The organism is Halopiger goleimassiliensis, assembly GCF_000455345.1.
Lineage (GTDB): Archaea > Halobacteriota > Halobacteria > Halobacteriales > Natrialbaceae > Halopiger_A > Halopiger_A goleimassiliensis.
Map to the genome: position 1 here is coordinate 2,886,699 of NZ_HG315690.1, position 20,650 is coordinate 2,907,348.

Genomic DNA, 20,650 nt, shown 5'->3' on the forward strand with positions numbered 1-20,650 from the left:
GAGCCGTCCGGCGACGACAGGCGATTTATACGATCGGCCCGATACCTCGGGTAATGGACGACCGTGACGCGTTCGGGACCGGCCCGTCCCGGGTTCGGCCGCCCGCGGACGGACCGCCGCTCGAGCGGATCGAATCCGTCTTCTCCGTCTACGAGACCGACGAAGAAGGCGAGCGACTCGTCTACTACGGCGAGCCGCTGGTCGCCCCCGACCGGGTGATCGAAGAGCTGTGGCCGGTCTTTCGCGACCGGGGGTACGAAGTTCGGCTCGGGACGCGCCACAGCGAGTACGTACTCGTCGCCGAACCGAAATCCGACGGCGTCGACGGCATCCCCTGGACGAACCTGGTACTGTTCGGACTGACGGTCCTCTCGACGCTGTTCGCCGGGTCGATGTGGTACCACATCGATCCGGTCGCGAATCCGACCGAGATGTGGCAGGCCTGGCCGTTCACGGTAGCAATCCTGGGCGTGCTGGGCGTCCACGAGATGGGCCACTACGTCCTGAGCCGGTACCACGACGTCGACGCCACGCTGCCCTACTTCATCCCGGTCCCGACACTGATCGGGACGATGGGCGCGGTCATCAAGATGAACGGGCGGATGCCCGACCGGAAGGCGCTGTTCGACATCGGCGTCGCCGGGCCACTCGCCGGGCTGGTCGCGACGGTCGTCGTCAGCGTGATCGGACTCCACCTGCCGCCCGTCACCGCCCCCGAGTCGGTCGTGCAAAGCGCCGACGCGATACGGATCCAGCTGGGGTATCCGCCGCTGCTCGAGGGGCTGGCGTGGCTCTTCGACCAGCCGCTGTACCGTGGCGACCCGACGGCGGCGGTGAACCCGGTCGTCATCGGGGGCTGGGTCGGGCTGTTCGTTACGTTCCTGAACCTGCTCCCCGTCGGTCAACTCGACGGCGGCCACATCCTGCGAGCGATGGCTGGCGAGTACCAGCAGACCATCGCGGCCATCGTGCCGGGCGTGCTGTTCGCGCTGGCCGGCTACCTCTACTACGTGACCGACGTCAGCGGGAACGCGGTCGCCATCTGGGCCGTCTGGGGCGTGTTCACCGCCGTCCTCGCCTCGGTCGGCCCGGCTCGGCCGGTGCGGGACGACTCGCTGGGTCGCAAGCGGTTCGTCCTCGGCGTCGTCACCTTCGTCCTCGGGATCCTCTGTTTCACCCCGGTTCCGATCCAGATCATCGGCTGAAGCGCTATCCGTGCGTGTAGCCCCGGTCGGCGAGCGCCTCGCCGTCGAGGGTGATCCCCGCAGCCCGGTCGACGACGGTGCCGATCCGCGTCACCGGGACGTCGCAATCGGACCGGACGGCCGCGAGGTCGTCCTCGGGAACCGTCGCGACGAGTTCGAAGTCCTCGCCGAACGTGATCGCTCGCTCGAGCACCGGCTCCGCGCAGACCTCGCGAAGCCGGTCGTCGATCGGCACGCGGTCGCTCTCGACGGCGAAGCCGCAGTCACTGGCCTCGCCGAGTTGATGGAGCGAGCGCGCGAGACCGTCGCTCGAGTCCATCATCGACGTGGCGTACGGAGCCAGCGCGCGACCGGGGCCCACCCGCGGTTCGAACCGGAAGAGATCGTTCGCGCGCTCGTAGAGGGGGTCCGCGTCGGCTCCGGAAGCGTCGGCCGCCCGCTGGAATAGCTCGAGAGCGGCCGCCGTCCGGCCAAGTGTGCCGGTGACGACGACCGCGTCCCCGGGATTCGCGCCGCCCCGCCCCACCGGATCGTCCGTGCGACCGACGGCGGTCGTCGTCACGGTGAACTCCTGGTGATCGTCGAGGTCGCCGCCGACGTAGTCGGCCCCGACGCGCTCGCAGACGTCCCGCGCGCCGCGGACGTACGCGAGGAGTTCCTCCTCGTCGAATGTGGGGGCCGCGTAGGCGGCGACGGCCGCGGTCGCCTCGGCACCCATCGCGGCGACGTCGGAGAGCGACGCGCCGACGGATCGCCAGCCGGCGGTGTACCGGGTCGTCCCCTCGGGAAAGTCCGTCCGGTCGTGGAGCATGTCCGTCGTGATCACGAGGTCGTCGACGACCGCGGCGTCGTCGCCGACGGCCTCGAGTTCCCCCTCCAGCAGCGCCAGCGCGGCGCGTTCGTCCATACCCGCCGTTTCACCTCGAGGGCGAAAAACGGTCCGGGATAGCGCCGCGGTAGCGTCGAACCGCGGCGTTGGTGGCCCACGAACGGATACGATGGTCTTAAATGCCGCGGACGGAAACTGGACGGCAATGGCTACGATGTACGACGTTCCGGCGGACGACCTCATCGAGGCGCTCGCCGAGGACCTCGACGACCGACTCGAGGAACCGGAGTGGAGTCAGTTCGCGACGGCAGGCGTCGACCGCGAACTGCCCCCCGAACAGGAGGACTTCTGGGCGACGCGGGCCGCGAGCCTGCTGCGCAAGGTCGCCGACCGCGGTCCCATCGGCGTCGAGCGACTCTCGACGGAGTACGGCGGTGCCAAGCCCGGCACCACCCGCTACCGCGTCGCGCCCAACCGGCGCGCCGACGGCTCCAAGAACGTGATCCGGACGATCCTCCAGCAGCTCGAGGAGGAAGGGCTCGTCGAGACCGCCGAAGGCGAGGGCCGACGCGTCACCGCCGAGGGACAGAGCCTGCTCGACGACACCGCCGGCAACGTCCTCGAGGAACTCGACCGACCGGAACTCGAGCGCTACGCCTGATCCCGTCACGAGCGAGTAGTTTTCCGGCCGAACACCCCCTCGAAAGCCGTCAGTACCGTCGGTAGTCCGTAATCATTTTCCCCGGCGCGAAACAACACGGAGATAGCTATGAGCGGCGCACCCGACGACGAGAAACTCGAGGAGTTACGGCAACAGAAGATGGAGCAACTCCAGGAGCGAGCCGAAGCCCAGCAGGAAGGCGGCGAGCAGGAGGCCGCAAAGCAGCAGGCCGAGGCCCAGAAACAGGCCCTGCTGCGCCAGCACCTGACCGACGAGGCGCGCAAGCGGCTCAACACGGTCAAGATGAGCAAACCCCAGTTCGGCGAACAGGTCGAACGTCAGGTCGTCGCGCTGGCCCGCAGCGGGCGCATCCAGGGCAAGATCGACGACGACAAGATGAAACAGCTGCTCAAGGAGCTCAAACCCGACTCGAAGAGCTTCGACATCAAACGACGGTAGCCGAACGACGCGATGGACCTGGGATTGCTCTACAGCGGGGGGAAAGACTCGACGCTCGCCGCCTTGCTCCTCGAGGAGTTCTACGACGTCACGCTCGTGACCGGGCACTTCGGGATCACCGACGACTGGAAACACGCCCGCGAGACGGCCGGCGACCTCGGGTTCGCGTTCGAGCGACTGGAACTCGACCCCGACGTCGCCCACGAGGCCGCCGACCGGATCCGCGAGGACGGCTTTCCGCGAAACGGGATCCAGCAGGTCCACCAGCACGCCCTCGAGCGGTTGGCCGCGGCGGAGTTCGACGCCATCGCGGACGGCACCCGGCGCGACGACCGCGTGCCGACCGTCTCGCGCGCCCAGGCCCAGAGCCTCGAGGATCGCCACGGCGTCGACTACGTCGCGCCGCTGTCGGGGTTCGGCCGGGCGGCGGTCGACCGACTCGTCGACGCGACCCTCGAGGTGACCGTCGGTCCCAGCGAGGAGATCCGGCGGGCCGACTACGAAGCGGAACTGCGCGCGATCATCGCCGACGAGGCCGGCCCGGAGGCGATCGGCGACTGTTTCCCGGACCACGACCAGACGTACGTGACCGGCGTCCGGGACGAGTAGCCACCGTTCGGTGTTCGATCCTCGAGCGTCCGATAGTTCTACGTCGCAACCGGTCGATGTCCGTGACGTGACGACATCCGTGTACTTCGATCTCGACGGAACGCTCCTCGAGTACACGCGGCCGTTCGACGAGATCTTCGCCGACGTGATGCCCGCCGGCGTCGACGTCACCGAGTCGATGGCGGCAGCCTACTCCGAACGAGTACTCGCCGGACTCGACGATCTCGAGGACGATCCCTACGAGCAAGCGTTTGCGGCGATCTGCCGCGAGTACGACGTCTCCGCGGACCCCGCAGCCCTCGCGGCTGAACGCGTTCGAACGGAGGTCGCCGCGACGCGCGTCCCCGAGTCGGTCCGTCGCCTCGTCGAACTCGTCGCGCGAGATCACGACGTGGGGATTCTGACGAACGGCGACGGGCGGATGCAACGGCGGAAACTCGAGGTTCACGGCCTCGACGACCTCGTGGATACGATCGTCGTCTCCAACGAGTTCGGTGCTCGAAAGCCCGCTCCGGAACTCTTCGAGCACGCGAAGTCGGAACTGCCGGCCGAGACGTTCGTCTACGTCGGCGACTCGCTCGAGGAGGACGTCTTGCCGGCGCGAGAGCACGGGTTCGAGACGGTGTACGTCGGCAACGAGCACCCACCGGAGACGACGCTGACAGTCTCTACTGTCGAGGATCTGGCGACAGTGCTGGGGCCGCTTCTGGACTGAAACCGTCGCGGCGCTGGCTCGAAGACTGTGCGGAAACGAAAGGATAGAAGTCCGCGGTCGGCCAATCCATTCCCATGTACGACCGGATCAAGGGCTTTCGCGACTTCTATCCCGGCGAGATGGCCGCCCGGCGGGAGACGATCGACACCGTCGAGGACACCGCCCGCCGCTACGGCTTCCGCGAGATCGGCACGCCCGCGGTCGAGCGCGCCGAGATGTGGACCGACAAGAGCGGCGACGAGATCGTCGAGGAACTGTACGCCTTCGAGGACCAGGGCGGCCGTCACGTCACCCTGACGCCCGAACTGACGCCGACGGTCGCGCGGATGGTCGTCGCCAAGCAACAGGAACTCTCGAAGCCGATCAAGTGGTTCTCGACGCGGCCGTTCTGGCGCTACGAACAGGTCCAGCAGGGCCGCCAGCGTGAGTTCTACCAGACCAACGTCGACATCTTCGGCTCGTCGGAACCGGAGGCCGACGCCGAGATCCTCGCGTGGGCGGCCGACGCGCTCACCAACCTCGGACTGACGGGCGAGCACTTCGAGTTCCGGGTCTCCCACCGGGACATCCTCGGCGGCGTCCTCGAGACCTACGACGCCGACGTCGATATCGACGAGGCGATCCGGGCGGTCGACAAATCGGAGAAGATCTCCACCGCGGAGTACCACGACCTGCTGGTCGAGGCCGGCCTGGACTACGACCAGGCCGCCGAGTTCGACGACCTCATCGCGGCGGGCGACCTCGAGGCGGTCGAGGAGTTCGCGAACACCGAACGCGTCACCGACGCCGTCGAGAACCTCCAGCACGTCCTCGACGCGGCCGAGGACTTCGGCGCGCGCGAGTACTGTACGATCTCGCTCGAGACGGCCCGCGGACTCGACTACTACACCGGCGTCGTCTTCGAGTGTTTCGACTCCGCGGGCGAGGTCTCGCGGTCGATCTTCGGCGGCGGCCGCTACGACGACCTCATCGAGAGCTTCGGCGGCCAGCCCACGCCCGCGGTCGGCGTCGCGCCCGGCCACGCGACGCTGTCGCTGCTGTGTCAGCGGGCCGGCGTCTGGCCCGAAGAAGCGGTGACGACCGACTACTACGTCCTCCAGATCGGCGACACCCGCTCGGAGGCGGCCCGGATCTGCCGGGAGCTCCGCGAGCGCGGCCACGTCGTCGAGACCGACGTCGCCGGACGCTCGTTCGGCTCGCAACTCGACTACGCCGACTCGATCAACGCCGAGACGGTCGTCATCGTCGGCGAACAGGACCTCGCGAACGACGAGGTGACGATCAAGGACATGGAGTCGGGCGACCAGACCCAGGTCGCCGTCGACGAGTTCCCCGGCGATCTCGAACGACCGACGTACGACGACGTCGCCTGAGGCGGCGGTTGCTACTCGACGTGTGACAGCGGTTCCGTCGATACCTTTGTCGCCCGAATACTCGTTTTCGCGATCTCGACGCTGTTCGATCGGACGCTGGACGGTCTCGAAGTAGTGATTCGTGCTGTGAGGTCGAAACGCAGACTCGTGTGCCGCTATCGCCGGCGTTCACGCGCGACCAGCGTCGCGGCGAGCAGGGAACCGAGCGCGGCCGAAATGCCGAACCCGGGGATGCCGTCGTCCGAGTCGTCGGATTCCGCGTCGCGTTCGGTCGCGGTCGACTCGTCTTCGGCATCGGTCGACGATTCGTCGGCATCGGCCGTTTCGTCGGCGGATTCGTCGTCCGCGTTCGCCTCGGCCGCGGCGGCTTCGTCGACGACCGCTTCGACGGAGAGTTCGTCCGGACGCTCCTCGTGGAGGAGCCAGGTCGCCGCGTTGTCGCCGTCCACGCTGGCCGTCGCGGCGACGACCTCGCGGGGGAGGTCGTCCTCGTGGAGGTGCCACTCCTCCGGACCGGTCTCGTCAGCGTTGGTCTCGGAGACCTCCGCCGGCATGACGACGTTGTAGACGAACTCGTCGAGGTCCGCCGGGTCGGCCGGGTTCACGACGACCGAACCATCGTAGCTGACGATCCCGTTTTCGACCTCGACGCTGACGTCGTCGACCTCGTCCGCGATGCCGTCGACGGCGGTGGTCGTGATGAACACGAGGTAGCCGTCCTCGGTCTCGAGGTCTTCGCCCGCGGCGTACTGGATGCCGTTGTCAGCCAGTTCCATGTCGCCCGCGAAGTTCTCGCCGAGCGTGGGACGCGGAGCGTCGCCGACTTCCCGCTCCGTGTACAACTGATCGTACGTCTCCTCGTCCAGCTGCCAGGCGATGTCGATGGAGACGATCTCTCCGTCTTCGGTCACCGTCGTCTCGATCTCCATCGCCTGTTCGTCCTCGGCCGCGACGGACGCCGTCATGGCAGTGAGCACGATCGACAGGAGGACGATCGTGAGCGGTGCTCCCCCGAATCGCCCGCTTGCTATCTCTGTCACGACCCGTGCCTTTCGAACCCGCCCCTATGAAACTATTCATTCGTCTGAAGTGTTCGGATCTTCCCGTGCCGGTGCCAGCATTAACTATCCGGTCGATGTACGACGGCCGATGGCCGAGACCCGCCCGAACGTCCTGTTCGTCCTCACCGACCAGGAGCGGTACGACTACAGCGCGCCTGACGGCCCGTCGGTCGAGACCCCGGCGATGGATCGGCTCTCGAGCGAGGGACTGCGCTTCGCCCGGGCGTTCACGCCGATCAGCATCTGCTCGAGCGCGCGGGCGTCGCTGCTGACCGGACGATTTCCGCACGGCCACGGCATGCTCAACAACTGCCACGAGGACGACGCCCTCCAGCCGAACCTCCCGCCGGACATCGAGACGTTCTCGGAGGCCCTCGACGCGGCGGGCTACGACTGCACCTACACCGGCAAGTGGCACGTCGGTCGCGACCAGACGCCCGAGGACTTCGGCTTCGCCTACCTCGGCGGCAGCGACAAACACCACGACGACATCGACGAGGCGTTTCGCGAGTACCGCGAGCGGCGGGGCACCCCCCTCGGCGAGGTCGACCTCGAGGCGGAACTCTACACCGGCGAGGACCCCCGAGACCCGAGCGAAGGGACGTTCGTCGCCGCGACGACGCCCGTCGACGTCGAGGACACGCGGGCGTACTTCCTCGCCGAACGGACGATCGACGCGCTCGAGGCCCACGCCGACGGGTTCGATACCGGCGACGGACCGTTCTTCCACCGGGCCGACTTCTACGGTCCGCACCACCCCTACGTCGTGCCGGAACCCTACGCCTCGATGTACGATCCCGACGAGATCGAGCGGCCCGACAGCTACGCCGAGACCTACGACGGCAAACCGCGGGTTCACGAGAACTACCTGCACTACCGCGGCGTCGCCGACTTCGACTGGGACCTGTGGACCGAGGCCGTCGCGAAGTACCGGGGGTTCGTCTCCCTGATCGACGATCAACTCGAGCGCGTGCTCGCGGCCCTCGAGGAGTACGGCCTCGCCGAGGAGACGGTCGTCGTCCACGCCTCGGATCACGGCGACTTCGTCGGCGGCCACCGCCAGTTCAACAAGGGACCGCTGATGTACGACGACACCTACCGCATCCCGTTGCAGGTACGCTGGCCCGGCGTCGTCGACCCCGGATCGACCTGCGACGCCCCCGTCCACCTCCACGACCTGGCTGCGACCTTCCTCGAGATCGCCGACCTCGAGGTCCCCGACGCGTTCGACGCGCGCAGCCTCCTGCCGGTACTCGAGGCCGGCGGCGATCCGGACGCCGCGGCAGGGGAGTGGCCCGACTCGGTCTTCGCCCAGTACCACGGCGACGAGTTCGGTCTCTACAGCCAGCGGATGGTCCGGACGGCGCGGTACAAGTACGTCTACAATGGGCCGGACGTCGACGAACTGTACGACCTCGAGGCGGACCCCGCGGAACTGCACAACCTGATCGACCACCCCGGCTACGGCGACGCCCGACGCGAGATGCGCGATCGGCTAATTGCGTGGATGGACCGAACCGACGATCCGAACCGGGGCTGGGTGCCGGCCGTCCTCGAGCGGGCGTCGTAGTCCCGCTCGCTCGAGCCGTGGGGAATCCGGGTTTCACTCGTTCGATCCAGCGGACTCGGCGCGTTCGACGCCTGCAGCGACCGCGTGCTCGAGGCCGCGAAACGCGCCGAGGGCGGTAACGAACAGCCCCAGGAGGAGCGCGAACGCGGAGAAAAGAAACGGCACGACCTCCCCGTTCCACGACAGTTTTGCGACAACGTACCCGGCGTACGCGAGGACGATTCCGAAGACGACGAGGGCCGCCGACCGCGCGTATTCCATGTCGCGAACGCATCAACGAGCTACGATAAGCGGTTCGGTTACCGGGGCTCGAGAGAAGCGTACGTTTACGGCCACCAAGCGGTAAGGGCCGGCTATGTGCCAGCCGACCGTCGAACGGAGGGATCGCTGATGGCGTGGGACGACGCCGGCGAGGACCCCGAATCGCTTCGCGAAGACGCCGAACGGTACGAGGAGATCGTCGCCGGTCTCGAGGACCTGGTCGCGGAACTCCGAGAGGAGTCGGTCAAGGGGTCGCGACTCGAGGAACTGTACGACCAGGTGACGACGGCCAACCCGAACCTCTGGAACATCGCGACGGCGTTCATCGACGTCGAAGACGGCGAGGCGACCGTCTCGGACGTTTCGAAACTGGCCCAGGGGAAGTGGGCCCCGGAGATAGTCGAGGACTGCGACGCGATGGTCACTCTCGAGATCCAGCGGGGGCTCATGCCCGACGACTTCACATACCTCGTGAGCCGGGAACTCGAGGACGAGATCGACGCCTTCCGCGAGGAGGCGGCGAGCGCCAGACAGCGGGCCGCGGAACTGGAAGCCGACGAGGAGTGATCGATCGCGGCGCTCGATGGAACGAGCGCGCGGTATACGAACTGCTGTACGTCAGTTCCGGCATGACCGCGTCACGTCGCGGTTGAACCGGTACAGCACTCCGTGTGCGTGCCATAGAACACGTTCGAAAGCGATCAGTTCAGGCTGTGTTGTATCACTCCGCAGGCGTTCGTCAGGCATGCGGTGGCGCGCGCTGTCGAGCGGCCGAGGGAAGCGAGGGATGAGCGTAGCGAATCCCTCGAAAAGCGAACGGGGAACGAAGTGACCCGTAAGCACCTGCGAGGCCGCTCGACGATATCGTGCGAGGGATGAGTGAGGGAGCGTAGCGACCGAACGAATCGGCTGGGGAGGGCGTGGCAACTCCCCGTGTCCACGATAGCAGGACGCTTCATTTCAACAGCCGTCGATCGAACTCACCGACCAATTCACGCTCTACCGATCGGCAAAACCGATCCTACGACACGCTGCTCCGTATCACTCGACGACGAGTCGTTCGCGCTCGAAGCCGCCGCTCTTCCCCGACTCCTCGGAATCGACGGCGGACGATCCGCACGATCCGTCTGTAGAACGTTCGCTCGAGCGCCACCGCCACGAGCCGATCGTCTCGGGCTCGAGCGAAACGATCAGGTACGAGCGATCCGGCCACGTCGCCGCCGCGACGTCGGTCTCGCTCGGTCGTGGCGGTCCCCGGGGATGGGAGTGGTAGAAGCCGACGACCTCCTCGCCGCGGTCCTCGAAGCGCTCGAAGACGGCGAGCTGTTCCTCCGGATCGATCAGATAGCGCGTGTGGGGGTTCTCGGCGACGTTTTCGGCGGGGTACTGCGAACGAACGTGACTCCGATCGGGTCCGAACGCGCCGCCGAAGACGCCACAGATCTCCCGCGGGCGACCGTCGCGAGCGCGCTCGAGGACGGCGTCGCGGATCTCGGACGGCACGTGCAGCGTCGGGCGATCGTCGGTGTCGGCATCGGGTCCCGTCACGGCCTCAGAGCGTCGCGTCGGAGCGTGCTCGCGTCTCGAGCAGCCGATCGAGTTCGTCGAACGGGACCGCGATCTCGTCGAACGACGGCGTCGGCGTCTCGAACCCGTCGAAGACGTCGTCCTCGGGAAGCGGTTCCTCGCGGAGTTCGGGCCGGAGGATGCGCGCCAGCGCCTCGAGGGACTCGACCAGTCGCGGCCCCGGGCGGTTGAGATAGTGGTGGCCGTCCATCGCCCAGACGCGGCCCTCGCGAACGGCAGTCAGGTCGTCCCAGCCCTCGCGCTCGGTGAGATCGCTGCGGTTGGCGGCGGTCTGCTCGAGTCCGAAGCCACAGGGGGCGACGATCACGACCTGGGGGTCGTAGGCCAGGATCTCGTCCCACTCGCGGGGCCGCGAGGGATCGCCGACGTCCGCCAGGCCGTAGTCGCCGCCGGCCCACGAGACGAGGTCGGCCGTCCAGTGGCCGGCGGTCATGACGGGGTCGGTCCAGTCGAAGATCGCCACGCGCGGGCGCTCCCCCGACGCGAGGGCGGCGGTTCGCTCCCGGACGCGGTCGATCCGTGCCTCGAGGCGCTCCCGGACCTCGCTCGCTCGGGCCTCCCGGCCGACGGCCCGGCCGATTCGCTCGACGTCCTCGAGTACGTCGGCGACGCTGTGCGGATCGGTCGTCAACAGGTCGGGATCGGCGTCGATCTCGTCGATCGCCCGCTCGACGACGACGTCGTCGACCGCACAGACGTCGCACATCCCCTGGGTGACGATCAGTTCGGGGTCGAGCGCGTCCAGCGTTTCGACCGCGACGTCGTAGACGCCCCCTTCCTCCTCGGCGGCGAGCACCTGCTCGTCGATCTCGCCGCTCGAGGCGTCCGTCTCGATCCGCGAGCGGGTAACCGACGGCACCTCCTCGACCGCGGGCGGGAAGTCACACTCGTGGGAGACGCCGACCGGCTCCAGGCCCAGCGCGGCGAGGGTCTCGGTGGCGGCGGGGAGCGTCGTGACGGTTCGCATGGCCGGTCCTACGGACCGGACCGACAAAAGGCCGATCCCGGGCGGAACGAAACTACTTGGATTCCCGTCACGTAGGCGGCAGTATGTTCCCGGAGACGATCGAGCGGGAGGCGATCACCCTCCGGCGGTTCGACGACGAGCGGGTCGACCCCTTCGAACTCTACGCCCTCTTCGCTGCGAACCGCGAGGAGGCCGCGGAGGTGTTCGCGTACGTTCCCCAGGAGCCGTACGAGACGGTGAAAGACGCCGTCGATCGGCTCGAGTCCGCGGCGTCGGCGTGGGACGACGGCGAGGAGGCACAGTACGCCGTGTACACGCACGACGATGCTCTGGCGGGGTACACCGGCCTGATTCCCGAGTGGGACCGCCGAATGGGTCGGATCGGGTTCATCCTCGGCAAGCCGTACTGGGGGAACGGATACGCCGAAGACTGCGCCCGGGCGCTGCTCGAGGTCGCCTTCGAACGACTCGATCTCGAGGTCGTCGCGTTCGACCACGCGGAGGGGAACGAGCGCTCGAAGCGCGTGCTCGAGCGGATCGTCGACGCCGCCGGCGGCCAGTACGACGGCGTCTTGCGGAACTGGCTCCCGGTCGGCGAGGAAGTGCCCGACCACCACCGCTACACCGTCACGCAGGAGCAGTACCGCAGTTCGAGAGACGGGGCGTAGCCGTCGGCGTCGACGGACGGAGCGTAATCGTCGCCGCTCGGCGTCGGGCCGCAGGGCAGGTCACTCGAGGTCGACGCGGCCGCTGGTCGCGCTACGGAGCCGATCCCGGAGTGCCTCGGCCTCGGCAAGGGGAACGCGGACGTCGAACGAGACGTCGGCCTCGTAGCTGGCGTCGAACTCGTAGCCCTCGCTCTCGAGGATCGAGCGGACGGTGCCGGAATCGTCGTAGTCGACGGTGACGGCGATCCGTTCGTGTGGGCGCTCCTCGACGACCCCGGCCGTCTCGACGGCCTCCTTGACGGCCCGGGAGTAGGCCCGGACGAGGCCGCCGACGCCGAGGTTCGTCCCGCCGTAGTAGCGGGTGACGACCGTCGCGCAGTTCTCGAGGTCCTGCTGGGCGAGCACGTTCAGCGCCGGTTTCCCCGCCGACCCCGAGGGTTCGCCGTCGTCGCTCGAGTACTCCCGGAGGAAGTCGCCGTCGGCGTCGGCGCGGACTCGGTAGGCCGGGACGTTGTGCGTCGCGTCGGCGTACTCCTCGCGAACGGCGTCGACGAAGGATTCGGCAGCCGCGACGGACTCGACGGGACGGACGTGGCCGACGAACTCCGACCCCTGGACGACGAACTCCGCGGTGGCGGGATCGGCGAGCGTGCGATACGTTCGACTCACGGTCGACCACCGACGCCGCCCGGCCGCGTCCCGTCGAACATACGCAGTCCTACGCAGACGCCCGAAAAGAGCCCATCGGTCGGCGCTGGTCGAGACGGCCCGTTGCCACGTCCCGTAGGCTAATACCGGTCGGTGTGGTATGGCCGCGCATGGACGGCGACGCAATCGAACAGGAGCTCGTGGACGAACTGCTGTCGGCCTGTCGAACGACCGTCGGGGACGAACTCCGGAGTATCACCTACTTCACCGAGGACGACGTCGAACAGCTGTACTTGCGGTCGGATCTGGATCGGACCGCGGACCTCGTCGGGTTCGCGGAGCACGAACGCCTGGGCTTTCGATCGCAGTCGGCCTACCGGAACACCCAACTGGGCGAGTACGGAGCGACGATCCGGATGTTCGAGAACGGCTACCTCTCGCGGGTGATCCGCGGGGACCACGGCGTCTGGGTGACGACCGACGACATGTCGATGGAGCGGTTCGAGGAACTGACGAGCACGCTCGAGTCGATCCTCGAGGATCACGAGCCCCTGGACATGAGCGAGGCGTGACCGCGGCGGCACGGGTTAGCGGCTACGCTCGCCGGGGTCGCGGCGGGTAACCTGCGGTCGAAGTCGCTACTGCAGTTCGATCTTCCGGACGAACTCGAGGTCGCGCAGTTCGGTGATCACCTCGCCCGGGAGGTCGTGATCGGTGATCAGGTAGAGTTTCGGCTCGTCGGTGAACTCGGGGTCCTCGCTGATCGTCTGGCGGATCGAGATGTCGTGGTCGGCGAGCGTCCCCGTGACCTGGGAGACGATCCCCTTCTGTTCGGCGTTGTGAACGGAGATCGTCAGCACTGTCAGATCGAGGACGGGGGCCAGATCCATCAGGCTCGGCACCTGCGAGATGTTCTGGAAGATGCGCCGGAGTTCGGGATCCTCGAGGATGACGTCGGTCGTCGAGTCGACGACCCGGCGATCGACGTCGATCTCGCGGGCGATGCCCGTGTTCGGGATCTCGATCCCGCCCGAGACTACCCGGCCGTCGTCGTTGACCGAGAAGCCTCGCTCGAGCAGCAGTCGGATCACCGCCTGCTGACTCGGCGATCCCTCGAACTTCTCCATGATCTCGTCGAACATTCGATGCGGAATATACGCGGTCGAACGTATAAGAACCGGTGATTGCCGTCCAGATTCGACGAAACCGGCGGCGAGAGCGTCGGAGACGGACGACCGTCCGTCTGACGGACCGTTTTTACGCCGGGGCGCGTTACGGCTACGTATGCGTCCACTCCGGACCTGCGACTTCTGTGACGAGACGGCCGCCGGGACGTTCGCGGTCGTCCCGCCGGAACTCGAACCCACCGAAGCCGAACAGCGCCGGGTCGTCCTCTGTGACGACTGTCGAGACAGACTCGAGACGCTGCTCGAGCCCCTGCTGGAGCGGGCCGGCGCGAGTACCGACGACACGGGCGGCGATCGGGAACTCCAGACCGGATCGGCCGAATCAGTCGCCCGGAGCGACGACGGCGGAGGAGACGACGGCGACGGATCGGTCGTCGCGACGGCCGATCGATCGACCGCGACGGAGTCACGCACCCGCAGTCCGAACGCGGCCGTCTCCGACGCCGAGACGAGCGACGGCGACGCTATCGACGAGGCCGGAATCACGTTCGAAACGGATGCCGGTGGCTCGAGCGACGAAACCGGCGACGCCGAGAGCCCTGCCAGCGACAGTACCGGGGCGGTCGACGCCGGACTCGAGACCGAGCGGGCGGCGGCCGACGACTCCGCTTCCGAGGCGTCCGGGGACGAGACGACCGAAACCGACGCCGAGGCGAGTGCGAACCGGTCCAGTCCGCCGCGCGCCTACGGCAAGGTCGTCAGACTGCTGCGCAACCGGGAGTTGCCGATGAAGCGAGCCGACGTCGAGGAGTTGGCCGCCGGTGCGTACGACCTCGAGGCCCACGAGGCCGAAGCGATCGTCGACTACGCGGTCGAATCCGGTGAGTTCGAGGAGCGACGCGGGAAACTCTACCGGAGCTAAGGATTAGCCGTCGAGCGTCCCCTTCGTACTGGGAGCGCCCTCGCGGCGCTCGTCGATCCGCGTCGCGTCGTCGAGCGACCGTGCGAGCGCCTTGAAGACGGCCTCGACCTCGTGGTGGGCGTTCTCGCCCGCGACCGCGAGGTGCAGCGTGAGTCCGGCGTTCATCGCGAGCGACTCGGCGAAGTGTCTGGCCATGTCGCTCGTGAACTCGCCGACCGCGGCCTGCGAGAACGCGCCGTCGAAATAGAAGCGCGGCCGGCCGCTGACGTCGACGACGACGCTCGCGACGGCCTCGTCGAGCGGTACCCGTCGGTCGGCGTACCGGACGATCCCCGAGCGGTCGCCGAGCGCCTCGTCGATGGCCGTCCCGAGAACGATCGCGACGTCCTCGACCGTGTGGTGGTCGTCGACCGCGAGATCCCCCTCACAGGACAGCTCGAGGTCGAACAGCCCGTGGCTGGCGAACGACGTCAGCATGTGGTCGAAGAAGCCGATCCCGGTGTCGACGTCGGCGGTCCCGCTGCCGTCGACGTCGACCGTACACTCGATGGCCGTCTCGGCGGTCTCGCGCGTGATGGTCGCCGTTCGCTCGCTCATGTCGCCCCGGTCGCACTACGCGTACAAGGGGATTGCGCTCCCGGCGGATCCAGTGGGACCGCTCGAGCGCTAGATGGATCACGACCTACACGAGGCGACAAGATCGGGATAGTGAATTAGCTCCTGTTTTAAAATATCTAACGAGATCTAAGGACGTTTCGAAAAGTCAGTAGTACTGACCTATCGGAGTGAAACGGCCCGAAACAGCGCCAATATTCAGTCCATTATATGATCCACTGGGTGAATGTCTCTGGTACGAAGAGGTGACACGAGTCCGATGTCGAACCACTCCCCGCTCCCGAACGAATCGCTCGGTCCGTCCGGCCCTGAGACGGATCACCAACCTGACAGGCGATCGATCGTCCGATCGCTGAAAGGCCCCGCCCAGTTTCTCGCGTTCTGGATCGCGATCGCTCTCCCGTTCGTGCACTTCCCCCTCCTGGTGCAGGGACTGGGCGATCCGAGCGTGACTCTCACGTTCCTCGCGCTGCTGGCGCTGAACGTCCTCGCGCTCTATCTCGGCCACGGCTACAACCAGGACTAGCCCGCTCCGCGCCCGACGGCGGCGTACGGGTCGGTTCGCGTTCGGCCCTCCCACTCGAGCGCCGTCGACGCCCCGATCGGACGCGTGATCGTTCCGACTCCGAATCGGTTATAGGCTCCCCGGACGCACGTTCTGTCACTCGATGGGGATCCGCGTCGACTGGCGCTCGAGTTGTAGCCTCACCGGAACGGTCCTCAAGTGGCTGGCCGTCCCGCTGGCGCTTCCGCTGGGACTCGCGATTCTCGACGGCGACGATCCGGTCCCGTTCGTGGCCGCGATCGTCGTGACGGTCGTTCTCGGCGTCGCGCTCGAGCGCGTCACGGACGACCGGGAACTCGGCCAGCGCGAGTCGTTCCTGATGGTCGCGTTGACCTGGTTCAGCGTCGCGGCGATCGGCGCGATCCCGTTTTTCGTCGTCGGCCTCGGGAACGGCGGGGAGTCGACCTTCGCCGGCGGGATCGACGGCCCGATCAACGCCATGTTCGAGAGCACCAGCGGGCTGACGACGACCGGCGCGACGGTCTTCAGCGGCTGGGACTTCGCCAACCAGCCTCGATCGATCCTGCTCTGGCGACAGCTCCTCCAGTGGCTCGGGGGGCTGGGGATCCTGATCGTCGCGATCGGGCTCCTCTCGAACCTGATGGTCGGCGGCGCGCAGCTGATGGAAACCGAGACCCAGACGCAGAACGTCCAGAAGTTGCGCCCGCGCATCTCCGAGACGGCGCGGCTGATCTGGGGGCTGTACGTCGGCCTCACGCTGCTCGCGGTCGGCGTCCTCTACGGGCTGGGGCTGGCCCAACTCGCACCCGAGATGGACCTGTTCAACGCCGTCTCACACGCGCTGACGACGGTCTCGACCGCCGGCTTCTCGCCCGAAGCCGACAGCGTCGGCGCGTTCGCACCGATCGTCCAGTGGGCGATCATCCCCTTCATGATCGTCGGGTCGACCAACTTCGTCCTCCTGTACTACGTCACGCAGGGCGACTTCGAACGACCCTTCGCCTCGGAGGAGTTCCGGTTTTACATCGGCACGCTGGCCTTCTTCGGCGCGGTCGTCGTCGCCATCCTCACGTTCGATCCCGGCATCGACCTCGGCCTCGAGGAGACGGTCCGTCACGGCCTGTTCAACGTGACCTCGCTCATCACGACGACGGGGTACGCGTCGATCGACTTCGACCTCTGGACCGCCGGCGCGAAACACGCGCTGTTCCTGTGTATGTTCCTCGGCGGGATGGCCGGTTCGACGACCTGTTCGATCAAGTCGCTGCGCTGGCTGCTCGTCCTCAAGGCGTTCCGACGGAACCTCTTCCGGTCGGTCCACCCCCAGGCCGTCCGCCCGATCCGCCTGGGCGACGGCGTCGTCGACGAGGACACCGTCAACGACGTCTTCTCGTACGTCATGCTCGCCATCGTCATCTTCTTCCTGCTGACCGTCGTCCTCGTCGTCGACAGCGCTCGAGCGGGCGCGTTCGCCTCCGAGTTCGAGGCGCTCAGCGCGGCCGCGTCGATCTTCCTGAACATCGGCCCCGCGTTCGAACGCGCCGGGCCGATGAACAGCTACGCCTGGTTCCCCGCCAGTTCCCGCCTCGTCATGATCGTCATGATGTGGATCGGCCGCATCGAGATCATCCCCGTTCTCGTCCTGCTGACGCCCGCGTTCTGGAAGTCGTGAGGGAGTGGCGTCCCCGACAGCGATCGATTTCGGGTGTGGATTTATCATACTCCCACCGAGACACGAATGCGACTTTTCGAATTCAGCGCGCTCGGTTTCTACGCAGCAAACACCTCGAAAGCCCTCGCCGCTGTCGCGGTCGCTCAGCGACATATCCGCGCAAGCGCGGATAGGGGTCGCTGAGGCGACTCCATAAACGCGACAGCGGCTCGCCCTTTCAGTCCGCCAGGAAAACAGCCTGCCCTTCCCCGGGTCGCCCGGCTCCGCGCCTGTCGCGCGGAGCCGCGCTCCCGGCCATGTGGCGCGCTTGCGAACCGTCCGAGCAAAGCGAGGTGCGACCAACGGGAGCACCTCGGAACGCGAACGGCGAACGGAGTGAGCCGTGAGCAGATGCGAAGGACGGTTCGTCGACACGCGAGGGGCGAGCGAACGGAGTGAGCGTTAGCGCGGAACCGAAGGTTCCGCGAACCATGCGAACGGGTGCTGCGCACCCGTGAGCAGAAGCCGGCTGGGGAGGGCGAGGCTCTGGGCGGGACTGAAAGGGGCCGGGGGCTTTCAGCGCGTTCTCGATCCAGTCGTCGACAACCGTTCCGCCGCCATCATGCTTTTATCGATGATCAATCCACACCCGGGATCGTACACGAGCGATTCTGCGCACCCGATCCGAGTCACTCGACCGCGGCCTGTGCCTCCGCGAGCGTGAACGCGCCCTCGTAGAGCGCGCTGCCGACGACGACGGCCGCCGCGCCGGCCGCTTTCAGGGCGCGCACGTCCTCGAGCGAAGCAACACCGCCGCTGGCGATCACTGGGACGTCGGTGGCCTCGACCAGTTCGCGAACCGGTTCCGTCGCCACGCCCTCGAGTTTCCCCTCGACGTCGACGTTGGTGAAGAGGATCGCGGTGGCCCCCAGTTTTTCGTAGCGTTCGGCGGCCTCGACCGGGGAGATGCCGGCCCCTTCGGTCCAGCCCTCGACGACGACCTCGCCGTCTTTCGCGTCGAGGCTGACGACCACGCTGTCGGGGTGGGTCTCGCTGATCTCGGCGACGATCTCGGGGTTCTCCACGGCGGCCGTACCGAGGATGACGCGGTCGACGCCCCGCTCGAGGAGCGTCTCGGCGTCCGCGGCGGTCCGGATGCCTCCGCCCAGTTGGACCGGAACGTCGACGGTCTCGAGGACGGCGTCGATGGCCGCGGCGTTCTTGCGCTCGCCCTCGAACGCGCCGTCAAGGTCGACCAGGTGCAGCGACGCCGCGCCCGCGTCGATCCAGCGCTCGGCGGCCTCGACGGGGTCGCCGTACGTTTTCTCGGTGCCCCGTTCGCCCTGGACCAGCTGGACGACCTCCCCGTCCTGTAGGTCGACGGCGGGGATCACCTCGAACGTGGGAAAGTGGCTCATACCCGAGGGGACGGGTGACGGACGCCTAAAGCCAGCGTTTCGGCTCGCGATCCGATCGTTCGCTCGAGCGCGCGGACTGGATCAGCCGCCGTCGCTCGAGTCCGTGCCACGCTCGTCCAATGATCCGGCCAATTTTGCCGGCGCGGAGCGACAACGGAAGGGTTTACCTACTCGACCCGATTGTCTCGCGCATGAAGGTACTCGTCACGGACCCGGTCGCGGACGCGGGTCTGGACGTCCTGCGAGAGGCCGGCTACGAGGTCGAAACGGGGTACGAACTCGAGGGCGACGACCTCCTCGAGGCGGTCGCCGACGCACAGGGACTGATCGTTCGCTCGGGCACCGAGGTCACCGAGGAGGTACTCGAGGCCGCCGACGAACTGGTGATCGTCGGCCGCGCCGGCATCGGCGTCGACAACATCGACATCGACGCGGCAACCGACCACGGCGTCATCGTCGCCAACGCGCCCGAGGGCAACGTCCGGGCGGCGGCCGAACACACGGTTGCGATGGCGTTCGCGATCGCCCGCTCGATCCCGCAGGCGCACATCCGCCTCAAGGACGGCGAGTGGGCCAAAAGCGACTACCTCGGCACCGAACTCAACGGCAAGACCCTCGGCGTCGTCGGCCTCGGCCGGGTCGGCCAGGAGGTCGCCAAGAAACTCGACGCGCTGGGGATGGACGTCGTCGCGTTCGACCCCTACATCTCCGAGGAACGCGCCGAGCGCATCGGTGCCGAACTCGTCGACCTCGAGCCGTGTCTCGAGCGCGCGGACTTCCTCTCGATCCACACGCCCCTGACCCCCGAAACGGAGGGGATGATCGGCCCCGAGGAACTGGACCTGCTCGAGGGCGGCTACCTGATCAACGTCGGGCGCGGCGGCATCGTCCAGGAGGACGCCCTCGCGGCGAAAGTCGAGGACGGGACCCTCGAGGGGGCCGCCCTCGACGTCTTCGCCGAGGAACCGCTGCCCGCCGACTCGCCGCTGCTGGACCACGACGACGTCATCGTGACGCCCCACCTCGGCGCGTCGACCGAGGCCGCCCAGGAGAACGTCGCGACCTCGACGGCCGAGCAGATCGTCGCCGCGCTCGAGGGCGAACCCGTCGCGAACGCGCTTAACGCGCCCTCGATCGACGAGAGCGCCTTCCCTCGCGTCGAACCGTACGTCGACATCGCCGAGACCGCCGGCAAGGTCGCCGCCCAGTTGCTCGACGGCCGCATCGAGGAAGTCGAGGTCACCTACGAAGGCGACATCGCCGACGAGGACGTCGAGTTCGTCACCGCCTCGGCGCTGAAGGGGGTCTTCGAACCGCTCGAGTGGCAGGTCAACGCCGTCAACGCGCCCCAGATCGCCGAGGACCGGGGCGTCGACGTCACCGAGTCCAAGACCCGACAGGCCGAGGACTTCCAGAGCCTCGTCTCGGTGACGGTGACCAACGGCGACGACTCCGTGACCGTCGAGGGGACGCTGTTCGCCGGCGACGACCCCCGCATCGTCCGCGTCGACGGCTACCGCGTCGACGCCATCCCCCACGGGAAGATGGTCGTCACCCGCAACACCGACGAACCCGGCGTCATCGGCCTCATCGGCTCCGTGATGGGCAAACACGGCGTCAACATCGCCGGTATGTTCAACGCCCGCGAGACCATCGGCGGCGAGGCGCTGACGGTGTACAACGTCGACAGCGAGGTCCCCGACGCGGCCAAGGCGGAACTGAACGAAGACGAGCGGATCATCGACGTCGACTACATCACGCTCAACGGCCAGTCCTGA

Annotated in this window: 23 protein-coding genes; 14 read left to right on the plus strand and 9 right to left on the minus strand. The window is 67.4% G+C overall.

The window, feature by feature from the left end:
• The first annotated feature begins 53 nt into the window (after positions 1-53).
• The gene (locus TX79_RS14150; protein WP_049928080.1) at positions 54-1,205 is read left to right on the plus strand and encodes a site-2 protease family protein; all 1,152 of its coding nucleotides are present in this window, start codon (positions 54-56) and stop codon (positions 1,203-1,205) included.
• Between the two features lie 4 nt (positions 1,206-1,209).
• Here the strand turns inward: TX79_RS14150 and thiL are convergent, their stop codons facing one another.
• On the minus strand, positions 1,210-2,112 hold the full coding sequence (thiL, locus tag TX79_RS14155; protein WP_049928081.1) for a thiamine-phosphate kinase: 903 nt from the start codon (positions 2,110-2,112) through the stop codon (positions 1,210-1,212).
• Between the two features lie 127 nt (positions 2,113-2,239).
• Here thiL and TX79_RS14160 point away from each other — a divergent pair, with 127 nt between their 5' ends.
• From TX79_RS14160 to hisS, 5 genes are all read left to right on the plus strand, one after another.
• Positions 2,240-2,695, plus strand: a complete 456-nt coding sequence (locus TX79_RS14160; protein WP_049928082.1) for a 30S ribosomal protein S19e — start codon at positions 2,240-2,242, stop codon at positions 2,693-2,695.
• 108 nt (positions 2,696-2,803) lie between these two features.
• Positions 2,804-3,154, plus strand: coding sequence for a DNA-binding protein (locus TX79_RS14165; RefSeq protein WP_049928083.1), 351 nt, complete (start codon positions 2,804-2,806; stop codon positions 3,152-3,154).
• A gap of 12 nt (positions 3,155-3,166) precedes the next feature.
• Positions 3,167-3,763, plus strand: coding sequence for a DUF7411 family protein (locus TX79_RS14170; RefSeq protein WP_049928084.1), 597 nt, complete (start codon positions 3,167-3,169; stop codon positions 3,761-3,763).
• A 67-nt stretch (positions 3,764-3,830) separates the two neighbouring features.
• Complete coding sequence (locus tag TX79_RS14175) at positions 3,831-4,478, plus strand: HAD family hydrolase (protein WP_230198581.1); 648 nt, start codon at positions 3,831-3,833, stop codon at positions 4,476-4,478.
• A gap of 74 nt (positions 4,479-4,552) precedes the next feature.
• Positions 4,553-5,851 (plus strand): histidine--tRNA ligase, encoded by a 1,299-nt coding sequence (gene hisS, locus TX79_RS14180; protein WP_049928087.1) that lies wholly within the window; start codon positions 4,553-4,555, stop codon positions 5,849-5,851.
• A gap of 155 nt (positions 5,852-6,006) precedes the next feature.
• Here the strand turns inward: hisS and TX79_RS14185 are convergent, their stop codons facing one another.
• The gene (locus TX79_RS14185) at positions 6,007-6,891 is read right to left on the minus strand and encodes a hypothetical protein (protein WP_154660527.1); all 885 of its coding nucleotides are present in this window, start codon (positions 6,889-6,891) and stop codon (positions 6,007-6,009) included.
• 109 nt (positions 6,892-7,000) lie between these two features.
• Here TX79_RS14185 and TX79_RS14190 point away from each other — a divergent pair, with 109 nt between their 5' ends.
• On the plus strand, positions 7,001-8,482 hold the full coding sequence (locus TX79_RS14190) for a sulfatase-like hydrolase/transferase (protein WP_049928089.1): 1,482 nt from the start codon (positions 7,001-7,003) through the stop codon (positions 8,480-8,482).
• A gap of 33 nt (positions 8,483-8,515) precedes the next feature.
• Here TX79_RS14190 and TX79_RS14195 read toward each other — a convergent pair whose 3' ends face one another.
• Positions 8,516-8,743, minus strand: coding sequence for a hypothetical protein (locus tag TX79_RS14195; RefSeq protein ID WP_049928090.1), 228 nt, complete (start codon positions 8,741-8,743; stop codon positions 8,516-8,518).
• Positions 8,744-8,872: 129 nt separating this feature from the next.
• Between TX79_RS14195 and TX79_RS14200 the strand changes: the two genes are divergently transcribed.
• The gene (locus TX79_RS14200; protein WP_049928091.1) at positions 8,873-9,310 is read left to right on the plus strand and encodes a hypothetical protein; all 438 of its coding nucleotides are present in this window, start codon (positions 8,873-8,875) and stop codon (positions 9,308-9,310) included.
• A gap of 474 nt (positions 9,311-9,784) precedes the next feature.
• Here the strand turns inward: TX79_RS14200 and TX79_RS14205 are convergent, their stop codons facing one another.
• The gene (locus TX79_RS14205) at positions 9,785-10,291 is read right to left on the minus strand and encodes a desampylase (protein ID WP_049928092.1); all 507 of its coding nucleotides are present in this window, start codon (positions 10,289-10,291) and stop codon (positions 9,785-9,787) included.
• A 4-nt stretch (positions 10,292-10,295) separates the two neighbouring features.
• Entirely contained in the window at positions 10,296-11,297 is a 1,002-nt protein-coding gene (locus TX79_RS14210; RefSeq protein WP_049928093.1) for an ABC transporter substrate-binding protein, read from the minus strand.
• Positions 11,298-11,380: 83 nt separating this feature from the next.
• Between TX79_RS14210 and TX79_RS14215 the strand changes: the two genes are divergently transcribed.
• Positions 11,381-11,965, plus strand: a complete 585-nt coding sequence (locus TX79_RS14215; protein ID WP_049928094.1) for a GNAT family N-acetyltransferase — start codon at positions 11,381-11,383, stop codon at positions 11,963-11,965.
• 60 nt (positions 11,966-12,025) lie between these two features.
• Here the strand turns inward: TX79_RS14215 and TX79_RS14220 are convergent, their stop codons facing one another.
• Positions 12,026-12,634: an IMPACT family protein gene (locus tag TX79_RS14220; protein WP_049928095.1), complete on the minus strand. Its 609-nt coding sequence runs from the start codon at positions 12,632-12,634 to the stop codon at positions 12,026-12,028.
• A 149-nt stretch (positions 12,635-12,783) separates the two neighbouring features.
• On the opposite strand from TX79_RS14220, the gene TX79_RS14225 reads away from it, so the two are divergent.
• On the plus strand, positions 12,784-13,185 hold the full coding sequence (locus TX79_RS14225) for a DUF7522 family protein (protein WP_049928096.1): 402 nt from the start codon (positions 12,784-12,786) through the stop codon (positions 13,183-13,185).
• A 66-nt stretch (positions 13,186-13,251) separates the two neighbouring features.
• On the opposite strand, the gene TX79_RS14230 is transcribed toward TX79_RS14225, so the two are convergent.
• Positions 13,252-13,755, minus strand: a complete 504-nt coding sequence (locus TX79_RS14230) for an amino acid-binding protein (protein WP_049928097.1) — start codon at positions 13,753-13,755, stop codon at positions 13,252-13,254.
• A gap of 142 nt (positions 13,756-13,897) precedes the next feature.
• Between TX79_RS14230 and TX79_RS14235 the strand changes: the two genes are divergently transcribed.
• Entirely contained in the window at positions 13,898-14,662 is a 765-nt protein-coding gene (locus tag TX79_RS14235; protein WP_049928098.1) for a hypothetical protein, read from the plus strand.
• 3 nt (positions 14,663-14,665) lie between these two features.
• Here TX79_RS14235 and hisB read toward each other — a convergent pair whose 3' ends face one another.
• Complete coding sequence (gene hisB, locus TX79_RS14240; RefSeq protein WP_049928100.1) at positions 14,666-15,259, minus strand: imidazoleglycerol-phosphate dehydratase HisB; 594 nt, start codon at positions 15,257-15,259, stop codon at positions 14,666-14,668.
• Positions 15,260-15,536: 277 nt separating this feature from the next.
• Here hisB and TX79_RS14245 point away from each other — a divergent pair, with 277 nt between their 5' ends.
• On the plus strand, positions 15,537-15,803 hold the full coding sequence (locus TX79_RS14245; protein ID WP_049928101.1) for a hypothetical protein: 267 nt from the start codon (positions 15,537-15,539) through the stop codon (positions 15,801-15,803).
• Positions 15,804-15,945: 142 nt separating this feature from the next.
• On the plus strand, positions 15,946-17,475 hold the full coding sequence (locus TX79_RS14250; protein ID WP_049928103.1) for a TrkH family potassium uptake protein: 1,530 nt from the start codon (positions 15,946-15,948) through the stop codon (positions 17,473-17,475).
• A gap of 668 nt (positions 17,476-18,143) precedes the next feature.
• Here TX79_RS14250 and hisA read toward each other — a convergent pair.
• The gene (hisA, locus tag TX79_RS14255; protein WP_049928104.1) at positions 18,144-18,872 is read right to left on the minus strand and encodes a 1-(5-phosphoribosyl)-5-[(5-phosphoribosylamino)methylideneamino]imidazole-4-carboxamide isomerase; all 729 of its coding nucleotides are present in this window, start codon (positions 18,870-18,872) and stop codon (positions 18,144-18,146) included.
• A gap of 191 nt (positions 18,873-19,063) precedes the next feature.
• On the opposite strand from hisA, the gene serA reads away from it, so the two are divergent.
• Positions 19,064-20,650, plus strand: a complete 1,587-nt coding sequence (gene serA / locus TX79_RS14260; RefSeq protein WP_049928105.1) for a phosphoglycerate dehydrogenase — start codon at positions 19,064-19,066, stop codon at positions 20,648-20,650.